General features: G+C 33.7%; 18 protein-coding genes. All 18 read right to left on the bottom strand.

Annotated elements, in window-relative coordinates:
* Window positions 1-169: 169 nt before the first annotated feature.
* Complete coding sequence (locus C4S35_RS01610; RefSeq protein WP_167386498.1) at window positions 170-1,423, bottom strand: murein hydrolase activator EnvC family protein; 1,254 nt, start codon at window positions 1,421-1,423, stop codon at window positions 170-172.
* Window positions 1,424-1,447: 24 nt separating this feature from the next.
* Window positions 1,448-2,218, bottom strand: coding sequence for a lipoprotein insertase outer membrane protein LolB1 (gene lolB1 / locus C4S35_RS01615; protein ID WP_103998482.1), 771 nt, complete (start codon window positions 2,216-2,218; stop codon window positions 1,448-1,450).
* The gene (locus C4S35_RS01620) at window positions 2,218-3,567 is read right to left on the bottom strand and encodes a tetratricopeptide repeat protein (RefSeq protein ID WP_103998483.1); all 1,350 of its coding nucleotides are present in this window, start codon (window positions 3,565-3,567) and stop codon (window positions 2,218-2,220) included. Before C4S35_RS01620 ends, lolB1 begins: the two co-directional genes overlap by 1 nt.
* 40 nt (window positions 3,568-3,607) lie before the next feature.
* Entirely contained in the window at window positions 3,608-4,618 is a 1,011-nt protein-coding gene (locus C4S35_RS01625; RefSeq protein ID WP_103998484.1) for a sugar phosphate nucleotidyltransferase, read from the bottom strand.
* 93 nt (window positions 4,619-4,711) lie between these two features.
* Window positions 4,712-5,146 carry a dUTP diphosphatase gene (dut, locus tag C4S35_RS01630; protein ID WP_103998485.1) on the bottom strand — a complete coding sequence of 145 codons (435 nt, stop codon included), beginning with the start codon at window positions 5,144-5,146 and terminating at the stop codon, window positions 4,712-4,714.
* Window positions 5,147-5,263: 117 nt separating this feature from the next.
* On the bottom strand, window positions 5,264-6,730 hold the full coding sequence (locus C4S35_RS01635) for a lipopolysaccharide biosynthesis protein (protein WP_103998486.1): 1,467 nt from the start codon (window positions 6,728-6,730) through the stop codon (window positions 5,264-5,266).
* A gap of 89 nt (window positions 6,731-6,819) precedes the next feature.
* Window positions 6,820-7,272: a hypothetical protein gene (locus C4S35_RS01640; protein ID WP_103998487.1), complete on the bottom strand. Its 453-nt coding sequence runs from the start codon at window positions 7,270-7,272 to the stop codon at window positions 6,820-6,822.
* An 11-nt stretch (window positions 7,273-7,283) separates the two neighbouring features.
* Complete coding sequence (locus tag C4S35_RS01645; RefSeq protein WP_103998488.1) at window positions 7,284-7,727, bottom strand: GNAT family N-acetyltransferase; 444 nt, start codon at window positions 7,725-7,727, stop codon at window positions 7,284-7,286.
* Between the two features lie 89 nt (window positions 7,728-7,816).
* Window positions 7,817-8,677: an ATP synthase F1 subunit gamma gene (gene atpG / locus C4S35_RS01650; protein ID WP_103998489.1), complete on the bottom strand. Its 861-nt coding sequence runs from the start codon at window positions 8,675-8,677 to the stop codon at window positions 7,817-7,819.
* Window positions 8,678-8,760: 83 nt separating this feature from the next.
* Complete coding sequence (gene atpA / locus C4S35_RS01655; protein WP_035669021.1) at window positions 8,761-10,338, bottom strand: F0F1 ATP synthase subunit alpha; 1,578 nt, start codon at window positions 10,336-10,338, stop codon at window positions 8,761-8,763.
* A gap of 38 nt (window positions 10,339-10,376) precedes the next feature.
* Window positions 10,377-10,910, bottom strand: a complete 534-nt coding sequence (atpH, locus tag C4S35_RS01660; RefSeq protein WP_103998490.1) for an ATP synthase F1 subunit delta — start codon at window positions 10,908-10,910, stop codon at window positions 10,377-10,379.
* A gap of 2 nt (window positions 10,911-10,912) precedes the next feature.
* Window positions 10,913-11,413 (bottom strand): F0F1 ATP synthase subunit B, encoded by a 501-nt coding sequence (locus tag C4S35_RS01665; protein WP_103998491.1) that lies wholly within the window; start codon window positions 11,411-11,413, stop codon window positions 10,913-10,915.
* Between the two features lie 86 nt (window positions 11,414-11,499).
* Complete coding sequence (atpE, locus tag C4S35_RS01670) at window positions 11,500-11,691, bottom strand: ATP synthase F0 subunit C (RefSeq protein WP_007136870.1); 192 nt, start codon at window positions 11,689-11,691, stop codon at window positions 11,500-11,502.
* 106 nt (window positions 11,692-11,797) lie between these two features.
* Entirely contained in the window at window positions 11,798-12,934 is a 1,137-nt protein-coding gene (gene atpB, locus C4S35_RS01675; RefSeq protein WP_103998492.1) for a F0F1 ATP synthase subunit A, read from the bottom strand.
* Window positions 12,935-13,056: 122 nt separating this feature from the next.
* Window positions 13,057-13,449 (bottom strand): hypothetical protein, encoded by a 393-nt coding sequence (locus C4S35_RS01680; RefSeq protein WP_103998493.1) that lies wholly within the window; start codon window positions 13,447-13,449, stop codon window positions 13,057-13,059.
* A gap of 72 nt (window positions 13,450-13,521) precedes the next feature.
* On the bottom strand, window positions 13,522-13,749 hold the full coding sequence (locus C4S35_RS01685; protein ID WP_103998494.1) for an AtpZ/AtpI family protein: 228 nt from the start codon (window positions 13,747-13,749) through the stop codon (window positions 13,522-13,524).
* Window positions 13,718-14,125, bottom strand: a complete 408-nt coding sequence (locus C4S35_RS01690) for a bactofilin family protein (protein ID WP_103998495.1) — start codon at window positions 14,123-14,125, stop codon at window positions 13,718-13,720. The genes C4S35_RS01685 and C4S35_RS01690 overlap by 32 nt, the downstream gene beginning before the upstream one ends.
* 2 nt (window positions 14,126-14,127) lie before the next feature.
* Complete coding sequence (gene porW / locus C4S35_RS01695; protein WP_103998496.1) at window positions 14,128-16,752, bottom strand: type IX secretion system periplasmic lipoprotein PorW/SprE; 2,625 nt, start codon at window positions 16,750-16,752, stop codon at window positions 14,128-14,130.
* Window positions 16,753-16,908 lie beyond the last annotated feature (156 nt).

Here is a 16,908-nt window from a genome sequence, read left to right on the forward strand (position 1 = left end):
CTTAACTTTTAAAATGAAAACTAGTAATCACTAATAAAAGTGAATGTTTATGGGTACAAAAAAACAGCATCCTGAATTGTATATTTCGGAGATGCTGTTTGTTTATTATTTGGAAATAAAAAAGAAAATGGAATCAATAAATTCACTTCCTATCTTTTTATTAAACTGATTACCTTGGTGACAACCAACTCTGCGGGTTGTTGTAGGTAGTATTTTGAAGGATTAAAAATTTGATGATTGTTTTTCCTGTTTCATTATTGGTTCTCACCCTACCTAAGCTTTGCTTGATACTTACCTTATCTCCTTTACTTACAGAAACCGAACTTAAGTTTTGGTAAACGGTAAAGAAATCTCCATGCTGAATCATTACGGCTTTATTTAAAGGAGATAAAACTATAACGCTTGTTACTTCGCCGCCAAATACTGCTCTGGCATTAGAACCCTGCTCCGTCGTGATTTCCACACCACTGTTATGAATAGTCAACGTACTAAATACAGGATGCGGCTGATCTCCGTAACCCAATGAAATAAATCCTTTTTCTACTGGATAAGGCAATCTTCCTCTATTGGCTCTGAAGTTATCCGCAATTAATTTTGATTCCGGGGTCAATTCTATTTTTGATGAGGACACTGCTACTTTAGAAACTGGCGCACTTGGATTCGCTTTGGCTCTTTCTAACGCTGCTTTTCTATTGGCAGCAGCAATGGCTTCACGAACTATTCTATTAATTTGTTTGTCGATAGAACGGGACTCTTGTTGTTTTTTTCTAATTTCCGATTGAATTTTATTCTTGTCTTTTTTAATAGTACTGACTAATCTTTCTTGCACTTGTTTCTCTTTTTCCAAAGACGAACGCTCTTTTTCTTTTTCGACGATCAGTTTTTGTTTGGCCGTTTTTTGCACATTTAATCTACCGTTGTAATCAAGGAGTTGGTTTGATTTTGAACTTATTTCCTCGCCTTGCATTTTTCGATAATTGGTATACTGCTTCATGTATTGCGCTCTTTTATAAGCCTGCAAAAAATTCTCCGAAGACAATAAGAACATGGCTCTACTCTCCTCAGAACGGCTTTTGTAGGATTTCACAATCATCTCAGCATAATCTGCTTTGAGGATTTCCAATTCTTTTTTAAGCTTATTGATTTTTACTTGATTAACATACATGTCATTTCCCAAAAGCTTGGTTTGCTTTTCGGTGGTGTTTATTAATTTTTCTTTTAGCTTTATTTTATTGCTTTGGATAACAATTACATTGATCGCACTTTTTTCTTTTTTCTTTACGCTCTGCAAAAGTTTTTCGTTTTCGCGTATTTCTTTTTGGATTTGAGCTTTTCGTGCTTCTAATTTTTCTTGTTGTGATTCTTGGCTCCACATCAGTGAAGTCGTACATATAAAAATTAGGCTAAGGAGAAATTTTGGCATATTAAAAAAATATTTTTTACAAATTTACTTAATTATAATTCTTTTATACCCATTAGGCACACTATAAGGAAAAGAAAGTTCTTCATTGAAGGATACGGTGTTATAATCTAAATTTATTTCGGTTTTACCTTTTGTCTGTAAAGTGTTTATTAAAACATTAGAAGGCAACGTAGCCTCATTATATACTTTACTGTCTGAATACGCTACTTTTATCGTTCTGTTTTCAGCGATTTGTGTTATTTCCTGTCTTTTTATCAAAAATTTATCGGCATCAAAGAAAAACGATTTTTTCGTATTGTTATTCGAAAAGTCGTCTAATCTGTAAGTTTGTTCTGTTAGTGACTCCGTATATTTTCCTTTATTCAAATCATCCATTGCATCTCCTAACAGCATGTTTTGGATTTTATTAAAATCTAAATCAGTTCCTAACCATTTACTCAATCCTCTAAAATCTCCTTCAAAATAACTGCCATTGATTTTCTCATAATAGTTTACTGATGTTGGCGTAATTAATGCTTTTGCCATTGTAATTCCAAGAAAACGAATGCTTATCAAAATCTGTTCGTCTTTCTTGATTTTTATTTCTGCCGTAACATTTTGTATCTGCTTGTCATCGACATATCGCGCATTTGACTTAATATATAATGTAGAAAAATTGTTTTTATTGTTATAATGATTTTCTATAATTTTATCTGCGGTCAAACGGGTTGCTTTTACACTTGCCTCAGCCACAACCGATTTCGATTTACACGACATCATTAAAACGACCACTGCTAGTATTGCTATTTTTTTCATTATTTTTTTTCTTTTAATAATTGATTCGCTTTGGAAAAATATATTTCTTTTTTCTTGTCATCTCCCAAACCATTATATGCTTCTCCAAGTTGGATATTAAAATTTATCTCCATTGTTTTGTCGTCTACCAAATAATCTAAACCCATTTCCAGTATATCCTTCGCTTTTTTAAATTGGTGTAATTGGTTGTTTGCCAAACCCGAATAATAATAAAATTGAGGTTGCGATGGAAAAGACTCTATCATTGTCATGGCTTTTTTACCTACCAATTCAAATTGTTTCACTTCAGTATACGCTTGAAGCAAAAGCAAATTAGTTTCGATCTCTTCGGAATCTCCGTTTTTTAGCGCCCGTTCATAAAATTTAATTGCTTTATCCCATTGTTTTTTATTATGGTAAAACTTCCCTACCTCCTTGGCTACGTTAACTTCTTTGTCCGAATCAAAATAAGCGATTGCTTTTTCTAAATCAGCGGAATACTGCGGGTTTTTATCGGTAAAAATTAAAAACTCATTTAGCATTCGGTGCTGTATTTTCGAATCTATTTTGGCACTTGCCAAAGAAATATTCATAGCGTTTATTGCTTTTTGAGCCTCATTATTCTCCAAATAATTTTTAAATAAACTCACTTGTGCCCATTCCGATGTTGGGATCGCTTCCGCTAATTTTTTGGCGGTTTCAAATGCTTTTTCCTCTTCGTTATTTCTCGTATACAAATTTATTAAGGCAATGTAATTAGACTCTTCTTTTGGGTCTTTGTCAATTTGGGTTATCAAATTTGATATTTCCGTGTTTTGATATTTTCCTTCAGACAAAATCTGTATTTTGTATAATTCCCGTCTTTCCGTTTTTCCAGAGGTCACATTTAATTCATTGATGAGATCCAACGCTTTGTCAAATTGATTTGTAGCCATGTAAAGTGACGTCAAATCTTCTTTATATTTAGTATCGAATGTGATCAATTTATTAATTACCACTATCGCTTGACTGAAATTCTTGGTTTCATAACTCACATCATACATGCCAACCCAGAACCATTCATTAGTTGGGTCGATTTGAGTGGCGCGTTCAAATGAACTGTAGGCATTTTTATAGTCTTTTGATGCTAAATAATTTTTTCCCAATTCAAAATAGACCGTCGCATTGTTAGGTTGTAACTTTAAACATTTATCTAAAGAAACGATCGCCTTATCATGGTTTTCAATTCCTTTTTGAAGCAAAGACTCATAAAAAGAGTCTTCAAACTGATTTGCATCCTGTTTAATTTCTTCGGGTTCCGTTTGTGCCCATAACAAAGTAGAATTGCATTGCAAAACAAAAAGTATAAATAAAAATGAAAATTTTTTCATTAGTTTTTATTTTCTCCACTTTAGGAAGGTTGAGTGAAATCTATTCCAGCACCGAGTAATCGCCGATGCTAATGCTGGTAAAATTACCATCGAAACTGGCGTGATTCCCTATCATAGCATTATCCAGATTGGCGTTTTTTATATGCGAATGGGTTTGCACCAAACTATTTTTTATGGTACTGTTAACAACATGACATCCATTTCCTAATGACACATTGGGTCCAACGGTTGCATTTATTAATACTACATCTTCTCCAATATAACATGGCGGAATGATAGTTGAATTTTCTAACTTAATATCAAAGTCCACTAAATGCGTTCCATCATTATGTAAAAAACCTAACATTCTAGAATTTGTTTCTACCGTTACATTCTTATTTCCGCAATCCATCCATTCGTCGACTTTACCGGGAACAAATACCATGCCTTTTGCCATCATTTGTTTTATTCCATCATTTATTTGATATTCTCCACCGTGAATGATATTATTATCCAATACTAATTGAAGTTCGTTTTTTAAGACGGAAACATCTTTAAAATAGTAAATTCCGATAACGGCAAGGTCTGAAACAAATTCCTTCGGTTTTTCAACCAGTTCGATGATCTCATTCGCTTCGTTTAAATTGATCACACCAAAAGCTTCTGGATAATCTACTTGTTTCACCCAAATAACACTATCGGCATTTTGATCTAAATCGAAATCGGCACGAATTAAAGTATCGGCGTACGCTATAACAGCTGGTCCACTCAAAGAATCTTTGGCACACATAATAGCATGACCGGTTCCTAAAGCTTCATTTTGATAATAAATAGTTCCTTTGGCGCCTAATTTTTGTGCGATAGCGATTAATTCCTCTTCTACTTTTTTACCAAAACTTTCGTGAATAATAAAGGCTACTTCTTCAATATCTTGATTCAACACGCCCGCAATATCTTCTACCAGTCGGTGAACGATTGGTTTTCCAGCGATAGGAATTAACGGTTTAGGAATAGTTAACGTATGTGGACGAAGGCGTGATCCACGACCAGCCATAGGGACAATTATTTTCATGTTCTTTTTTATTAAAAGATTGAAAAATTAAAAGATTGAGAAATTACAATCAAAAATCTTTCAATTATTAAATCTTTAAATTATTAAATTAATCTATTTCACTCCTGTGCTTCCAAAACCACCTTCACCTCTCGAAGTTTCCGTTAATTCCCGAACTTCTACCCATTCGGCACGTTCGTGTTTGGCGATGATGAGTTGTGCTATGCGTTCTCCGTTTTCGACCACAAATGCTTGGTTGGATAAATTTACTAAAATTACTCCTATTTCACCACGATAATCGGCATCAATAGTTCCGGGAGCATTAAGGACGGTAATTCCGTTTTTGGCAGCCAGTCCACTTCTTGGGCGCACTTGCGCTTCGTACCCTATAGGTAATTCAATAAAAAGGCCTGTTTTTACGATGGCTCTTTCCAGTGGTTTCAGTATAATAGAATCAGTCAAATTGGCTCTTAAGTCCATTCCTGCCGAAGCTTTGGTTTCATAGTTTGGTAAACTATGATGTGATTTATTGATGATGTTTATTGTCATTGATTTGTTTTTTAGCCCTGATAGCAGTGAAAATCCTTTCTAGTCCTGAACTTTTTCAGGACTAGAAAGATTGTAACGAATAGCAGGAAATAGCTCCTAAAATTCATTACAATAAAATTAATTCTTTTTGGTGTTTAAAATTCTAGATAATGTTTCTTTTTCGTTGAAATATATGAAATACATGAATGCAAGTAATAATGAAATCCCAACATAATAATTTTCGCGAAAACCGTAGAAAGAAATGGCTGAAAACAGGATAGATAATCCCAAATAAGCACCTATTTTCTCCATATCATAGGGAATTGGGTAATATTTGTTTCCGAGAATGTATGAAATAATCATCATACTTCCGTAAGCGGCAATGGTTGCAATTGCCGAGCCATAATAACTGTATTTTGGAATTAAAACATAGTTTAAAACTAAAGTCAGTATTGCACCAACAATAGAAATATAAGCGCCAATTTTAGTTTTATCCGTGAGTTTATACCAAACCGAAAGATTGTTATAAATTCCCAGAAAAAAATTAGCCAAAATAATTAAGGGCACCACTTTCATCGCTTCCCAATACGCTTTATTGTCGAGCAACAAAAACTTTAAAACATCAGCAAAAACAATAACGCTAAGAAGAATTAAAGAGCCCATAATCACAAAATATTTAGTGATGACAGCATAAGTTTTAGGTGCGTTTTCATTTCCAGAATGACTAAAAAAGAAAGGTTCGATTCCTAATCGGAAGGCGGTGGCAAACAAAACCATAAACAATCCGAGTTTGTAACAGGCAGAATAGGCTCCAACTTCGGATTTTGCAATATTTTCTGGAAGCAAATAGCCCAATAATATTTTATCAAAATGCTCGTTGACCGCAAAAGCGATTCCTGCTACAAGAATTGGCAAGCCGTATTTCATCATTTTTTTCCAAAGTTCTTTGTCGAATTTTCGATTCAAATGGAAGTAATTTGGCGAAAGCACGATCAAAGTCAATAAACTTGCTAATAAATTGGCCACGAAAATATACCCTATTTCATAGTGTTCGATGTATAAGTTATCAATAAACGAATTAGGATGTGAAGCGGCCAATTTTGGTAAAAACAACAAAAAGAAAATGTTAAGAATCAAGTTGACCATCACGTTTCCGATCTTGATGACAGCATACATTATGGGACGTTGATTGGCGCGAAGTTTTGAAAACGGAACTATTACCAAAGCATCAAGTGCCAAAATCCAAATGGAATAGGTAATGTATTGCACATCGACATTGGCCCAAGCGGCCAAAGAATTCCTGAAAATCAAGGCTCCAAAAAGGAAGAAAATTGAGGACCAAAATATGGAAATTGTAGTTGTCGCGATTACGTTTTGTTTGTCTTTTTCGGAATTATAAAAACGAAAAAAAGCGGTTTCCATTCCGTAAGACAAAATCACATTGAAAAAAACCATCCAAGACAGCAGAATGGAAACTTCGCCATATTCGGCAGTGGGCAATATTCCTGTGTATAATCGTACCAATAAGAAACTCAACATTCTCGGCAAAACCGTTGCGAGTCCGTAAATGGCAGTTTGTTTAAAAAGATTTTTGTATAAACTCAAAATATATGGGCTTGAAAATTATAATTTGTATGAAACAAAAATAACTATTTCTTTGGTTTAATCACACTAGGATACGCAATCATTGGCTTTTATTTGAGGTTATTTATTTTGAAAAAGTAGCTTTTACCGTTACTTTTATATTCCAATACTGCTTCAGTAGGTTTCAAAACAAATTTAGGTTTCGTTATAATTGGCGCCCGGTTACCATATTCTTTACGGCTATCTTTATGCAAAATTAAATCTGGATTTGAATGTATTGGAGCCAAATGAGCAACAAAAGTGTTTTTTGTTGCCTGTTCAAAATTGCCTTCCTGATTTTTAAAATAGATTTTCTGCAATTGAATGTCTTTAGAAAGCGGTGCTTCAAATTCAATATAAAAAAGAGTTACCCTTCCTTTAGGTTCTTTTCCTTCAATCCATTTCTGAAAATAAACTGATTTTATCTTTTGCGGGAAGCTGGTTTTTATGCCTTCTTTTGGAGCACAATAACCAAGAATGATTACAATTAATAACAAGAATAAAATTTGTAGTGAAGTCTTCATCTTTCTGCGATTTAACTTAATCCCTCTTCGTTTAATATTTTTAAGAAATGAAATCCTTTTGGAACATACCCTTGATTGTAATAAAAACGGTGTGCAGTGAAGTTTCCTGTAAATGCGTCCAAAACAATCATTGTACAGCCCGTTTCTTTAGCCAAGGCGTCAACATAATCTGTCATCATCTTACCCAAACCTTTAGAACGATGATCCGGATGCACAATAAAGTTGTCTATCTCGATATATTTTCCCGACCAAAGTTTTGTTCCTGACCAGAATCCTGAAACGGCAACACAAATCTCATTTTCAAATACGGCAACCTGCTTGTAATTATGCGGAATCATTTCAATCAGATAGGATTTATATTTTTCTAGAGTGAATGTAGGATACAAATATTTCATTACTTCAATATTAGCAAGCATTTCATCTATTGTGGTCAGTTCTTTAAGTATTAAAGGCATTATTTCTTTTGTTTTTTTAAAGTATAAAATTACTAAAAAAAAGAGCCACGCAATAGCGTGGCTCTTTAAAATATATAGAATAAATATTCTTATCCATTCAAAGCTTCAGCTCCACCGACGATCTCTAGGATCTCATTAGTAATAGAAGCCTGACGTGCTTTATTGTACGTCAATTTCAATTGATTTCTCAATTCGGTTGCATTATCAGTTGCTTTGTGCATGGCAGTCATACGAGCGCCGTGCTCAGATGCAAATGAATCACGAATACCTTTATACAATTGTGTTTTCAATGATTTTGGAATCAAAGTCATCACGATTTCTTCTTTTGAAGGTTCAAAAATATAATCTCCTGTTGAAACTGGTTTATCCGATTTAATAGGTGCAAGTGGCAAAAATTGTTCTGTTTGTACAATTTGTGTCGCTGCATTTTTAAATTGATTGTAAATCAATTCGATTTTATCATATTCACCTGAAACAAATTTCTGAGTTAATAAATCCGAAATTAAAGCCACATTATCAAAAGTCAAATCATCAAAAATAGCGCTTTGATTGTCAACTACTGAAAGTGTTTTGCTTAAAACATCGTTTCCTTTTTTTCCTATTGCAAAAATATCAACTTGTTTGTCCGCATAAAATGCAGCACGGTTTTTAGCTTCTTTAATTGCATTAGTATTAAAAGCCCCTGCCAAACCTCTATTTGAAGTTACAACAACGATTAACACTTTCTTTACTTCACGTTGTGTGGTAAATTCTCCTCCTATATCACCATCAAGTGTAGCAGAAAGATTTTGCAATAATTCCGTTAATTTTTCGGCATAAGGGCGCATCGCTGTGATTGCATCTTGTGCTTTCTTTAGCTTTGCTGCAGAAACCATTTTCATTGCCGATGTAATTTGCATCGTAGATGAAACGGAAGTAATTCTATTACGGATTTCCTTTAAATTTGCCATTTTATTGTGGGTATTGGGTTGTGAATTTTGGGTGTTGGGTTTAGAAAAATCTAAAACCTAACACCCAAAACCTATAAACCTAATTAGTTATATTTTGCTGATAATTCTTTTGCTACAGTTTCGATTACATCTGTAATTTCGTCTGTTAATTTTCCTGCTTTCAAAGCATCAAGTGTCGCTCTGTGTTTGTTGTTCAAGAATTCCAAGAAATCTTTCTCAAATTCTCTTACTTTGTTCACAGGAACATTTCTCAATAAGTTTTTAGAACCAGCATAGATAATCGCAACTTGATCTTCAACAGTATAAGGATCGTTCAAACCTTGTTTCAAGATCTCAACGTTTCTTTTTCCTTTTTCAATTACATTTAAAGTAACGGCATCTAAATCAGAACCAAATTTAGCAAACGCTTCCAATTCACGGAATTGTGCTTGATCTAGTTTTAATGTACCTGCTACTTTTTTCATTGATTTAATTTGTGCGTTTCCTCCAACACGAGATACCGAAATACCTACGTTAATCGCCGGACGAACCCCAGAGTTAAACAAATCTCCATCTAGGAAAATTTGACCATCTGTAATCGAAATTACGTTTGTTGGGATATAAGCAGAAACGTCACCAGCTTGAGTTTCAATAATTGGTAGCGCCGTCAAAGAACCACCACCTTTTACGATTGATTTCAATGAATCTGGTAAATCGTTCATGTCTTTAGCAATTCCGTCATCTGCAATTACTTTACAAGCACGTTCTAATAATCTACTGTGAAGGTAGAAAACGTCTCCAGGATATGCTTCACGTCCCGGTGGTCTTCTCAATAAAAGAGAAACCTCACGGTATGCAACCGCTTGTTTAGATAAATCATCATAAACAATTAAAGCCGGACGACCTGAATCTCTAAAATATTCTCCAATTGCAGCACCTGCGAAAGGAGCATAAACTTGCATCGGAGCTGGATCAGAAGCATTAGCAGCAACAATAATGGTATACGCCATTGCTCCTTTTTCTTCTAACATTTTAGCAATTCCTGCTACAGTTGACGCTTTTTGTCCAATTGCAACATATATACAAAATACAGGTTTTCCTGCATCGTAAAATTCTTTTTGATTTAAGATAGTGTCGATACAAACAGTTGATTTACCTGTCTGACGGTCACCAATAACTAGCTCACGTTGTCCACGACCAACTGGAATCATAGCATCTACTGCTTTAATACCCGTTTGTAATGGCTCAGTAACTGGTTGACGGAAGATAACTCCAGGAGCTTTTCTTTCCAAAGGCATCTCATATAAGTCTCCGCCAATTGGTCCTTTTCCATCAATTGGAAAACCAAGTGTGTTTACTACACGACCTACCATTTGTTCTCCTACTTTAAGAGAAGCAATACGTTGTGTTCTTTTAGCAGTTGAACCTTCTTTGATTCCTGTTGATGGTCCTAAAAGTACCACACCAACATTGTCTTCTTCAAGATTCAAAACAATAGCTTCTAATCCATTGTCAAATTCAACTAATTCTCCGTATTGAACATTAGAAAGCCCGTAAACACGAGCAATACCATCTCCAACTTGAAGTACTGTTCCTACTTCTTCTAATGTAGCACCAGATTCAAAACCTTCTACTTGCTTTCTTAATATTGCTGAAATTTCAGCAGGTTTGATTTCCGCCATCTTAATTTATAATTTAGACACTTAAATGTGTAATAAAACTAATTACTTAACTCTCTTTTTAATACTTGTAATCTGTTGGCTACTGACGCATTGTACTGCTTGTCGCCTATTCTTAGAATAAATCCTCCAATGATTGAAGCATCTACTATATTTTCTATTGTAATTTTTTTATCTGAAAGGGTTGCGATTTTAGCCAAAACTTTAGCTTCTAATGCCGCATCCATAGGAATAGCTGTAATCACTTTGGCTACTTCAACACCATTCATAATATCAGATAATTTACTGTATTCTGTAGCAATTGCTTCAAGAATTTCGAATCTTTTGTTTTCAAATAACAAATGAAATAACCCTTGAGTAACGACATCAATACCTGCAAAAACTTCTAAAAGTGCTTTCTCTTTTACCTCAACTTTTAACGTTGGGTTTTGAATAAAAGTACTTAATTCCAAGTTTCCGTTGATTGTTGAAGCAATCAATTTCATATCGTTATTCACAACTTCAGCAACACCTTTTGAGGTTGCTAAATCTAAAATTGCTTTTGCATAACGAATTGCTGCTCTTGTACTTGCCATAATTAGTTCAATTTTACGTCACCTAACATTTTCTCAACTAATTTAGTTTGAGCTTCTTTGTTAGACAATTCGTCTTTCAATAATTTTTCTGCAATACTCAATGATAAAGTAGAAACTTGTAATTTCAATTCAGCCATTGCTGCATTTTTTTCACCTTCGATTGCTGCTTTCGCTTGTTCGATCATTTTCAGACCTTGAGCTTGAGCTTCGTTTTTAGCATCCGCAACCATTTTCTCTTTCATTTCACGAGCATCTTTAAGCATATTGTCACGCTCTAATCTTGCTTCTTGTAAAATACGTTGGTTATCTGCCTGAAGATTTTGCATTTCTTTTCTAGCATTTTCAGCAGAAAGTAATGCATTTTTGATTCCTTCTTCTCTATCATTAACTGCATCAAGAATTGGTTTCCAAGCGAATTTTTTTAATAAGAATATTAATCCAACAAATATTAAAACTTGCCAAATAAACAAACCAAACGAAAAATCATTTATTAACTTATCCATTATATATAATTATAAATTTTTTATGTTTTAATTTTAAAAACAATAGTCACAACCAACCGTTGCAACTATTGCTTTTTTAGTTTTAATTAAGATGCGAATAACGCAGCGAAACCAATACCTTCAATAAGTGCAGCTGCAATAAGCATAGCTGTTTGGATTTTTCCAGAAGCTTCTGGTTGACGAGCAATAGCGTCCATTGCTGAACCTCCAATTCTACCAATACCTAAACCTGCTCCGATTACAATTAACCCTGCTCCTACAATAGTTGGAATTTGCATAATATATATATTAAAAATTAAACATTCTTATTAATAGTCTAAAGTTCTAAAGTCGAATGTCATAAAGTCAAGGTGACTTTTAAACTTTCAACGTTTGACTTTCGACTTAATGGTGAGCTTCGTCGTGATGATGCTCTTCATTTCCTGCTCCAAAATAAAGTGCAGATAACATTGTGAAAATATACGCTTGTAAAAAAGCAACCAATATTTCAAGGATAGAAAGCGCAAATGCTAATCCAAAAGATAATGTACTTCCAATCCAGCTTTTAAAGATAAACATTAAACCAATAATACTCATCAAAACTACGTGACCTGCTAACATATTAGCGTACAAACGTATCATCAACGAAAATGGTTTAATGATTGTTCCTAGCAATTCTATCGGCGCCAAGATAAATTTCATTGGAGTTGGCACACCTGGCATCCAGAAAATGTGTCCCCAATAATTTTTATTAGCTGTTAAAGTTGTAATGATATACGTTAAAATTGCTAATGATACTGTAATAGCGATATTTCCAGTTACATTAAATCCAAGTGGCATCAATCCTAAAATATTAAGAAAAAGAATAAAGAAAAATATAGTAAGCAGGTAGCTCATGTATTTTTTATAGTTTTTTTCTCCAATATTTGGAATTGCAATTTCGTCCCGTACATACAAAACTAAAGGTTCAAAAACACGTCCTACTCCTGAAGCGATTCCGTTGTTCTTAGAATACGATTTTGCCAAACTACCAAACAACAAAAACATAAATAAGGAAACCAGCATTATACCAATAACACTTTTAGTGATAGAGAAATCTATGGGTCTAACATTTGTCGGAAAACCGTTTTCTCCTTCTGTTAATTCTCCATCCGCCTGAGTTTTGTATATTTTTTCATGGTGTAACACATAGTAATTACCATTGTGTTCCGCTATTTCTTCACCATGATGAAATTTTGAAGATAAAAATACTTGCAAACCATTATCCCAAAGAATAATTGGTAAGGAAACACCGTAATGCTCTCCTGTTTCTTCATTTACAGATAGTGTAAAATCATGCGAATCCAAAAGGTGATGATTAATAAATTCCTTGATTTTAGATTTTACATCTGTTGGTTCAGCATGAGCCGCTTCCGCAGATTCATGTGCAACTTCGGTTTTTACTTTTACAGAATCCATTTCCGGATTTGCAAAACTAATTAATGGAAGGCACGCTACTAATGTCGCTATTATAAATCTAAGTGGTTTGTTTGAAATCACCATAACAGTTAAATATCTTAATTTATTACGTTTCTAAAATTTGGTGCAAATGTACATTTTTTATTAATATTCAAAAGCATATAAAAAATTTATTTTTCGGGCATTCCGCGTATAAAACTCCTTATTTATTGATTTTTGTTTAATATTCGTATCGTAAGTATGGTTTCCATTGCTAAAAAGAGAATAAACATCGCGAAAAAATTCCTTTTTTCTATGCTGCTATTCTGCCCTGACGCTTGTAATACTGGCCTTAGAATCAAATAACAAACAACCATTTTAATACTTGTGCTCAATAGAAAGGACATTCCAATATTGTCAAAACTTTGTTCCTTTACTTTCAACAAAACAGCAAGGACTATTACAGACAAAACTGAAAATAATAAATAAAGTACTTCTATCGAATAATGAAACGCTGTATCATCTATATTAAAACTGTAAAAAATAATTTTATGTAGTATATAAGCTACTGCTACCAGCAATGCTAAATTTATAAGCGGTTTGTAATTTTTTAAATTCATCAGATTGTCTTTTACCGAAAGTCAAAAGAACTCCCGATATTTTCTAGGTTTTAGTTTTGTTTTTATTGGAATTTATTCTGATTTGTTGATTTCCTTTACTTGTCGTATAACATTGTATAAGGCTAATGCGACTCCAACCATCACTAAAACCTTATTGTAATATACTTTGGGGTTGGGATGATTTTCGTCTAACCAGTTTCCAAGATAGGAAAACAGAAAGATTATCGCCCCCATTTGAATTGGGATATTAATCAGAGCAAGCCATTTACTAGCTTGTTTTTTGTTGGGTTTGTTGTCCATCATTTGGCATTAGATTCTTCATATTGGTTTTCATAGTGCATGAAGCACTAAAATCAGCACCTGGCTCTACTGCTAATTTTCCACAGATGACTTCTCCATGAATACTTGATTTTGATTTTACATTCAGGATTTCTGTAACTTGAATCTTACCCTCAAATTTCCCTTCAATATCTGCATTTCTGCATATAATATCACCGGTAACACTTCCTGCAGGTCCAATAACAATTTTCCCGCTGGATTGGAAATTACCAATTAATTCTCCATCCAGTCTAAAATCCGCCTGAGAAATAATATCTCCTTTTATAGCAGTCCCTTCAACAATTCTGTTGGTTTTCCCTAGAAGGTCTGTATATGATTTTGGCTTTTTATCAAACATGGTTATTGATTTTTCGGTGCTAAATATACATCAAGATTCTTCTTAATCTGAATTACTTTGTAATTTTCATTTGAAAGTACAATAGTAGGTTCCTCGATTTTATATTTTTTATCTTCTTTTAATGCTTTAACAATAGCGTTTGCATAAACTTCTGAAGTAACGCCGTGAATGGTTATAAAATTTTCTTTGTCCGTGTAAACATCATTAGAAAAAGTTAAATTTTGATGATTTTCAACGGTAATGAATCGTTTAATTTTCTCTTCAATTGCTTTTGCGTTTTTATCTTCTCGACTTCCAACTTTATAAAGAATTTTCCAGTTTTTAGTGTCAATAGTATTAAAATTCATTTGTTCTAAAAATGGAATCTGAGTAGTTACTATTTCTTGTGCATTCTTCCCTTCTTCGCTATTTGGATAATTATCTGCAACATATTGCAAAGCGGTTTTATAAGCTGCTAAGCCTCTTAATTTTCCAATTGCGTTTGCTTTTAGCAGTTCAAATTTAGACACAATTTCATCTCCGGAAAACTGATTAATCAAAGCATCTGATTTTTCTAACACAATCAAAAATTGCTCTTCTTTATAGAGTTTATACCATTTATTATATTCACTTTCAGGAGTTTCATTGGCCAAAGCCTCGTTCGGATTTGTATTGTTTATTATTTGCGTATAACGAGAATCCGGGAATTGAGCAGAAATTCTTCTTCTCATCTCTTCTGCTTTGCTTACATCTGTAATTTGGTAAATTTTAAACAAGTTGTACATCGCAGGAGGAACTAGTTTTTCTTCCGGATTATTCTTCAGTAATTGTTCTAGTTTATTGCTGGCCAAATCGTATTCCTTGAATTTTTCTTTGTACGCTACTCCAAGTTGGTAATAAACGAAATTACGCTCTTTAACGATGCTGTCCATTGCCGTTTGCGATACCGGAAGTTGTTTCAAATAATAATCAGTTGTATATTCTTGTATTATTTTTTCTTGCACCAATGCATTTTCAGCAGTTTGTGTTTTTCCATTTATAGTATCGTTCTCTTTTAAATCAGTTTTGCCCGTTGATAATCTCCAATTCCCCCCTAAGGAACGTGCTCCCCATGTTTTTTTAAATTCTACTTTTCCAAAAGCGACTGTAGTAGGATTATAAAAATAAAAAACGCTTACTTGATTCATACTCGCATCTGCCATCGAAGGAGGTGCCAATGATGCTTTTTTGGGTTTCGGTAAATCCGGTCCGGAAACAACGGGATCAATACTGGTTGGTTTAGCATTTCTCGCTATCGTTTCCAGTTTCTCTTTTTCTTTTTCTGCTAAAATTTTCTTGGTTTCGTCTGATTTTTTTAATTTATCAATGTAATTTTCAAAATATAAAACTCTGTCCGTTTCCGACAAAGAAGCGACATGAATAATGCTGTCATTTTTTTTGGCGATACCTTCATATTGTATAACCTCATCTAGATTTTTTCTGTTTTTTTGAATCGAAAGAAACTCTCTGGTTTTAGTATCCAGTTGTACAAGTGTACTGTCATAATATTTTGCCGCGATTGGATATTCTGCATTTTTAAAATACATAATCCCTAAATTTCGGTAATTAGAGGCAATTAAATATTGGTCTGTAGTTGCTTTTTTAAGAGAAGAATTGTAATATTTTAAGGCTTGTTTCTGGTTGTTATTTTTATCGTGAAACACTCCCATTTGATAGTAAATTACATCTAAAAATGGTCGATTTTCTCGATCAGCAATAAGCGTTTTAACTGTTTTTAAGAAAGCCGTTGTATCTCCTTTTTCATAATCAAATAATTGCGCTTTTTTGGCTTGCGCTTGAATAACATACGCTCTTGCCGCTTTTCTTTTCATGTCAATAACGGACTTATAACTGTAAATTGCACTGTCTTTCTTTCCTAATTCTTCGTACAATTGTCCCAGTATAAAACGATATCTGGCTTTTTCAACTTTAATTTTAGTGTATTCTTCGGCGATTTTTAATTTTGCCACAGCACTGTCTTTTTCCTCCAGATTCAGGAAAGCTTCTGATAAAAGCGCATTCGCATTAGCGACAACCTGATTGCTAAGTTTTTGTTCGTCTAAAAGTTTGGATATATTTTTAACTACCAAAGCATCGTTTCCTAAACGCATATTGGTTTTTTCGCGCCAAATTTTGGCTTCATAAATAGTACTGCTATTGGGATATTTGTATAAAATGTAATTGAAAGCATCTAATGCGGGAACAAATCTATGGTCGTAATATCGAGATTTTCCAAGCAATAAATAAGCTTCGTCAATCTGGCTGTTTTTTTCTCTTCCGCCAATGTTCATGGAATGTTTCTGAATTGCCTTTGTAGCTTTGGTTTCCGCTAATTCAAAATCAGCATTTTTGGGTTTTTCACCTACAACAAAATCCTCCTTAATTTGCATTTTTTCGATAGGCAACCGCTTCCAAAAATCATCCTTGCTATTTGCTTTTATGCCCACTACACCTTTCTCTAAACCTATTTGACCGTTGTATAAAATATTGTATTTCGTGCTTAAAGCATGAGATTTTCTAGCCAAAAAAGTATCCTTCTTGGTAGAACATGCTATCAAAAATAACAAAAATCCTATAGAAATTAGTTGCCTAAATGTGTTGGTTTTCAATGGTAAACGTTTTTATCAATTAACTTTTAAAAATACTTTTTAGTATAATGACTTGTAAAAATACGTTTCTTTTTGATATCGTGGAAATTATTAGGTTTCTTTTTGATTCGCGGTTTTGCGTGAGATTTGAGATTAAGAGGAGAACAGCCAGTGGCT

The organism is Flavobacterium urumqiense, from assembly GCF_900108015.1.
Taxonomy (GTDB): domain Bacteria; phylum Bacteroidota; class Bacteroidia; order Flavobacteriales; family Flavobacteriaceae; genus Flavobacterium; species Flavobacterium urumqiense.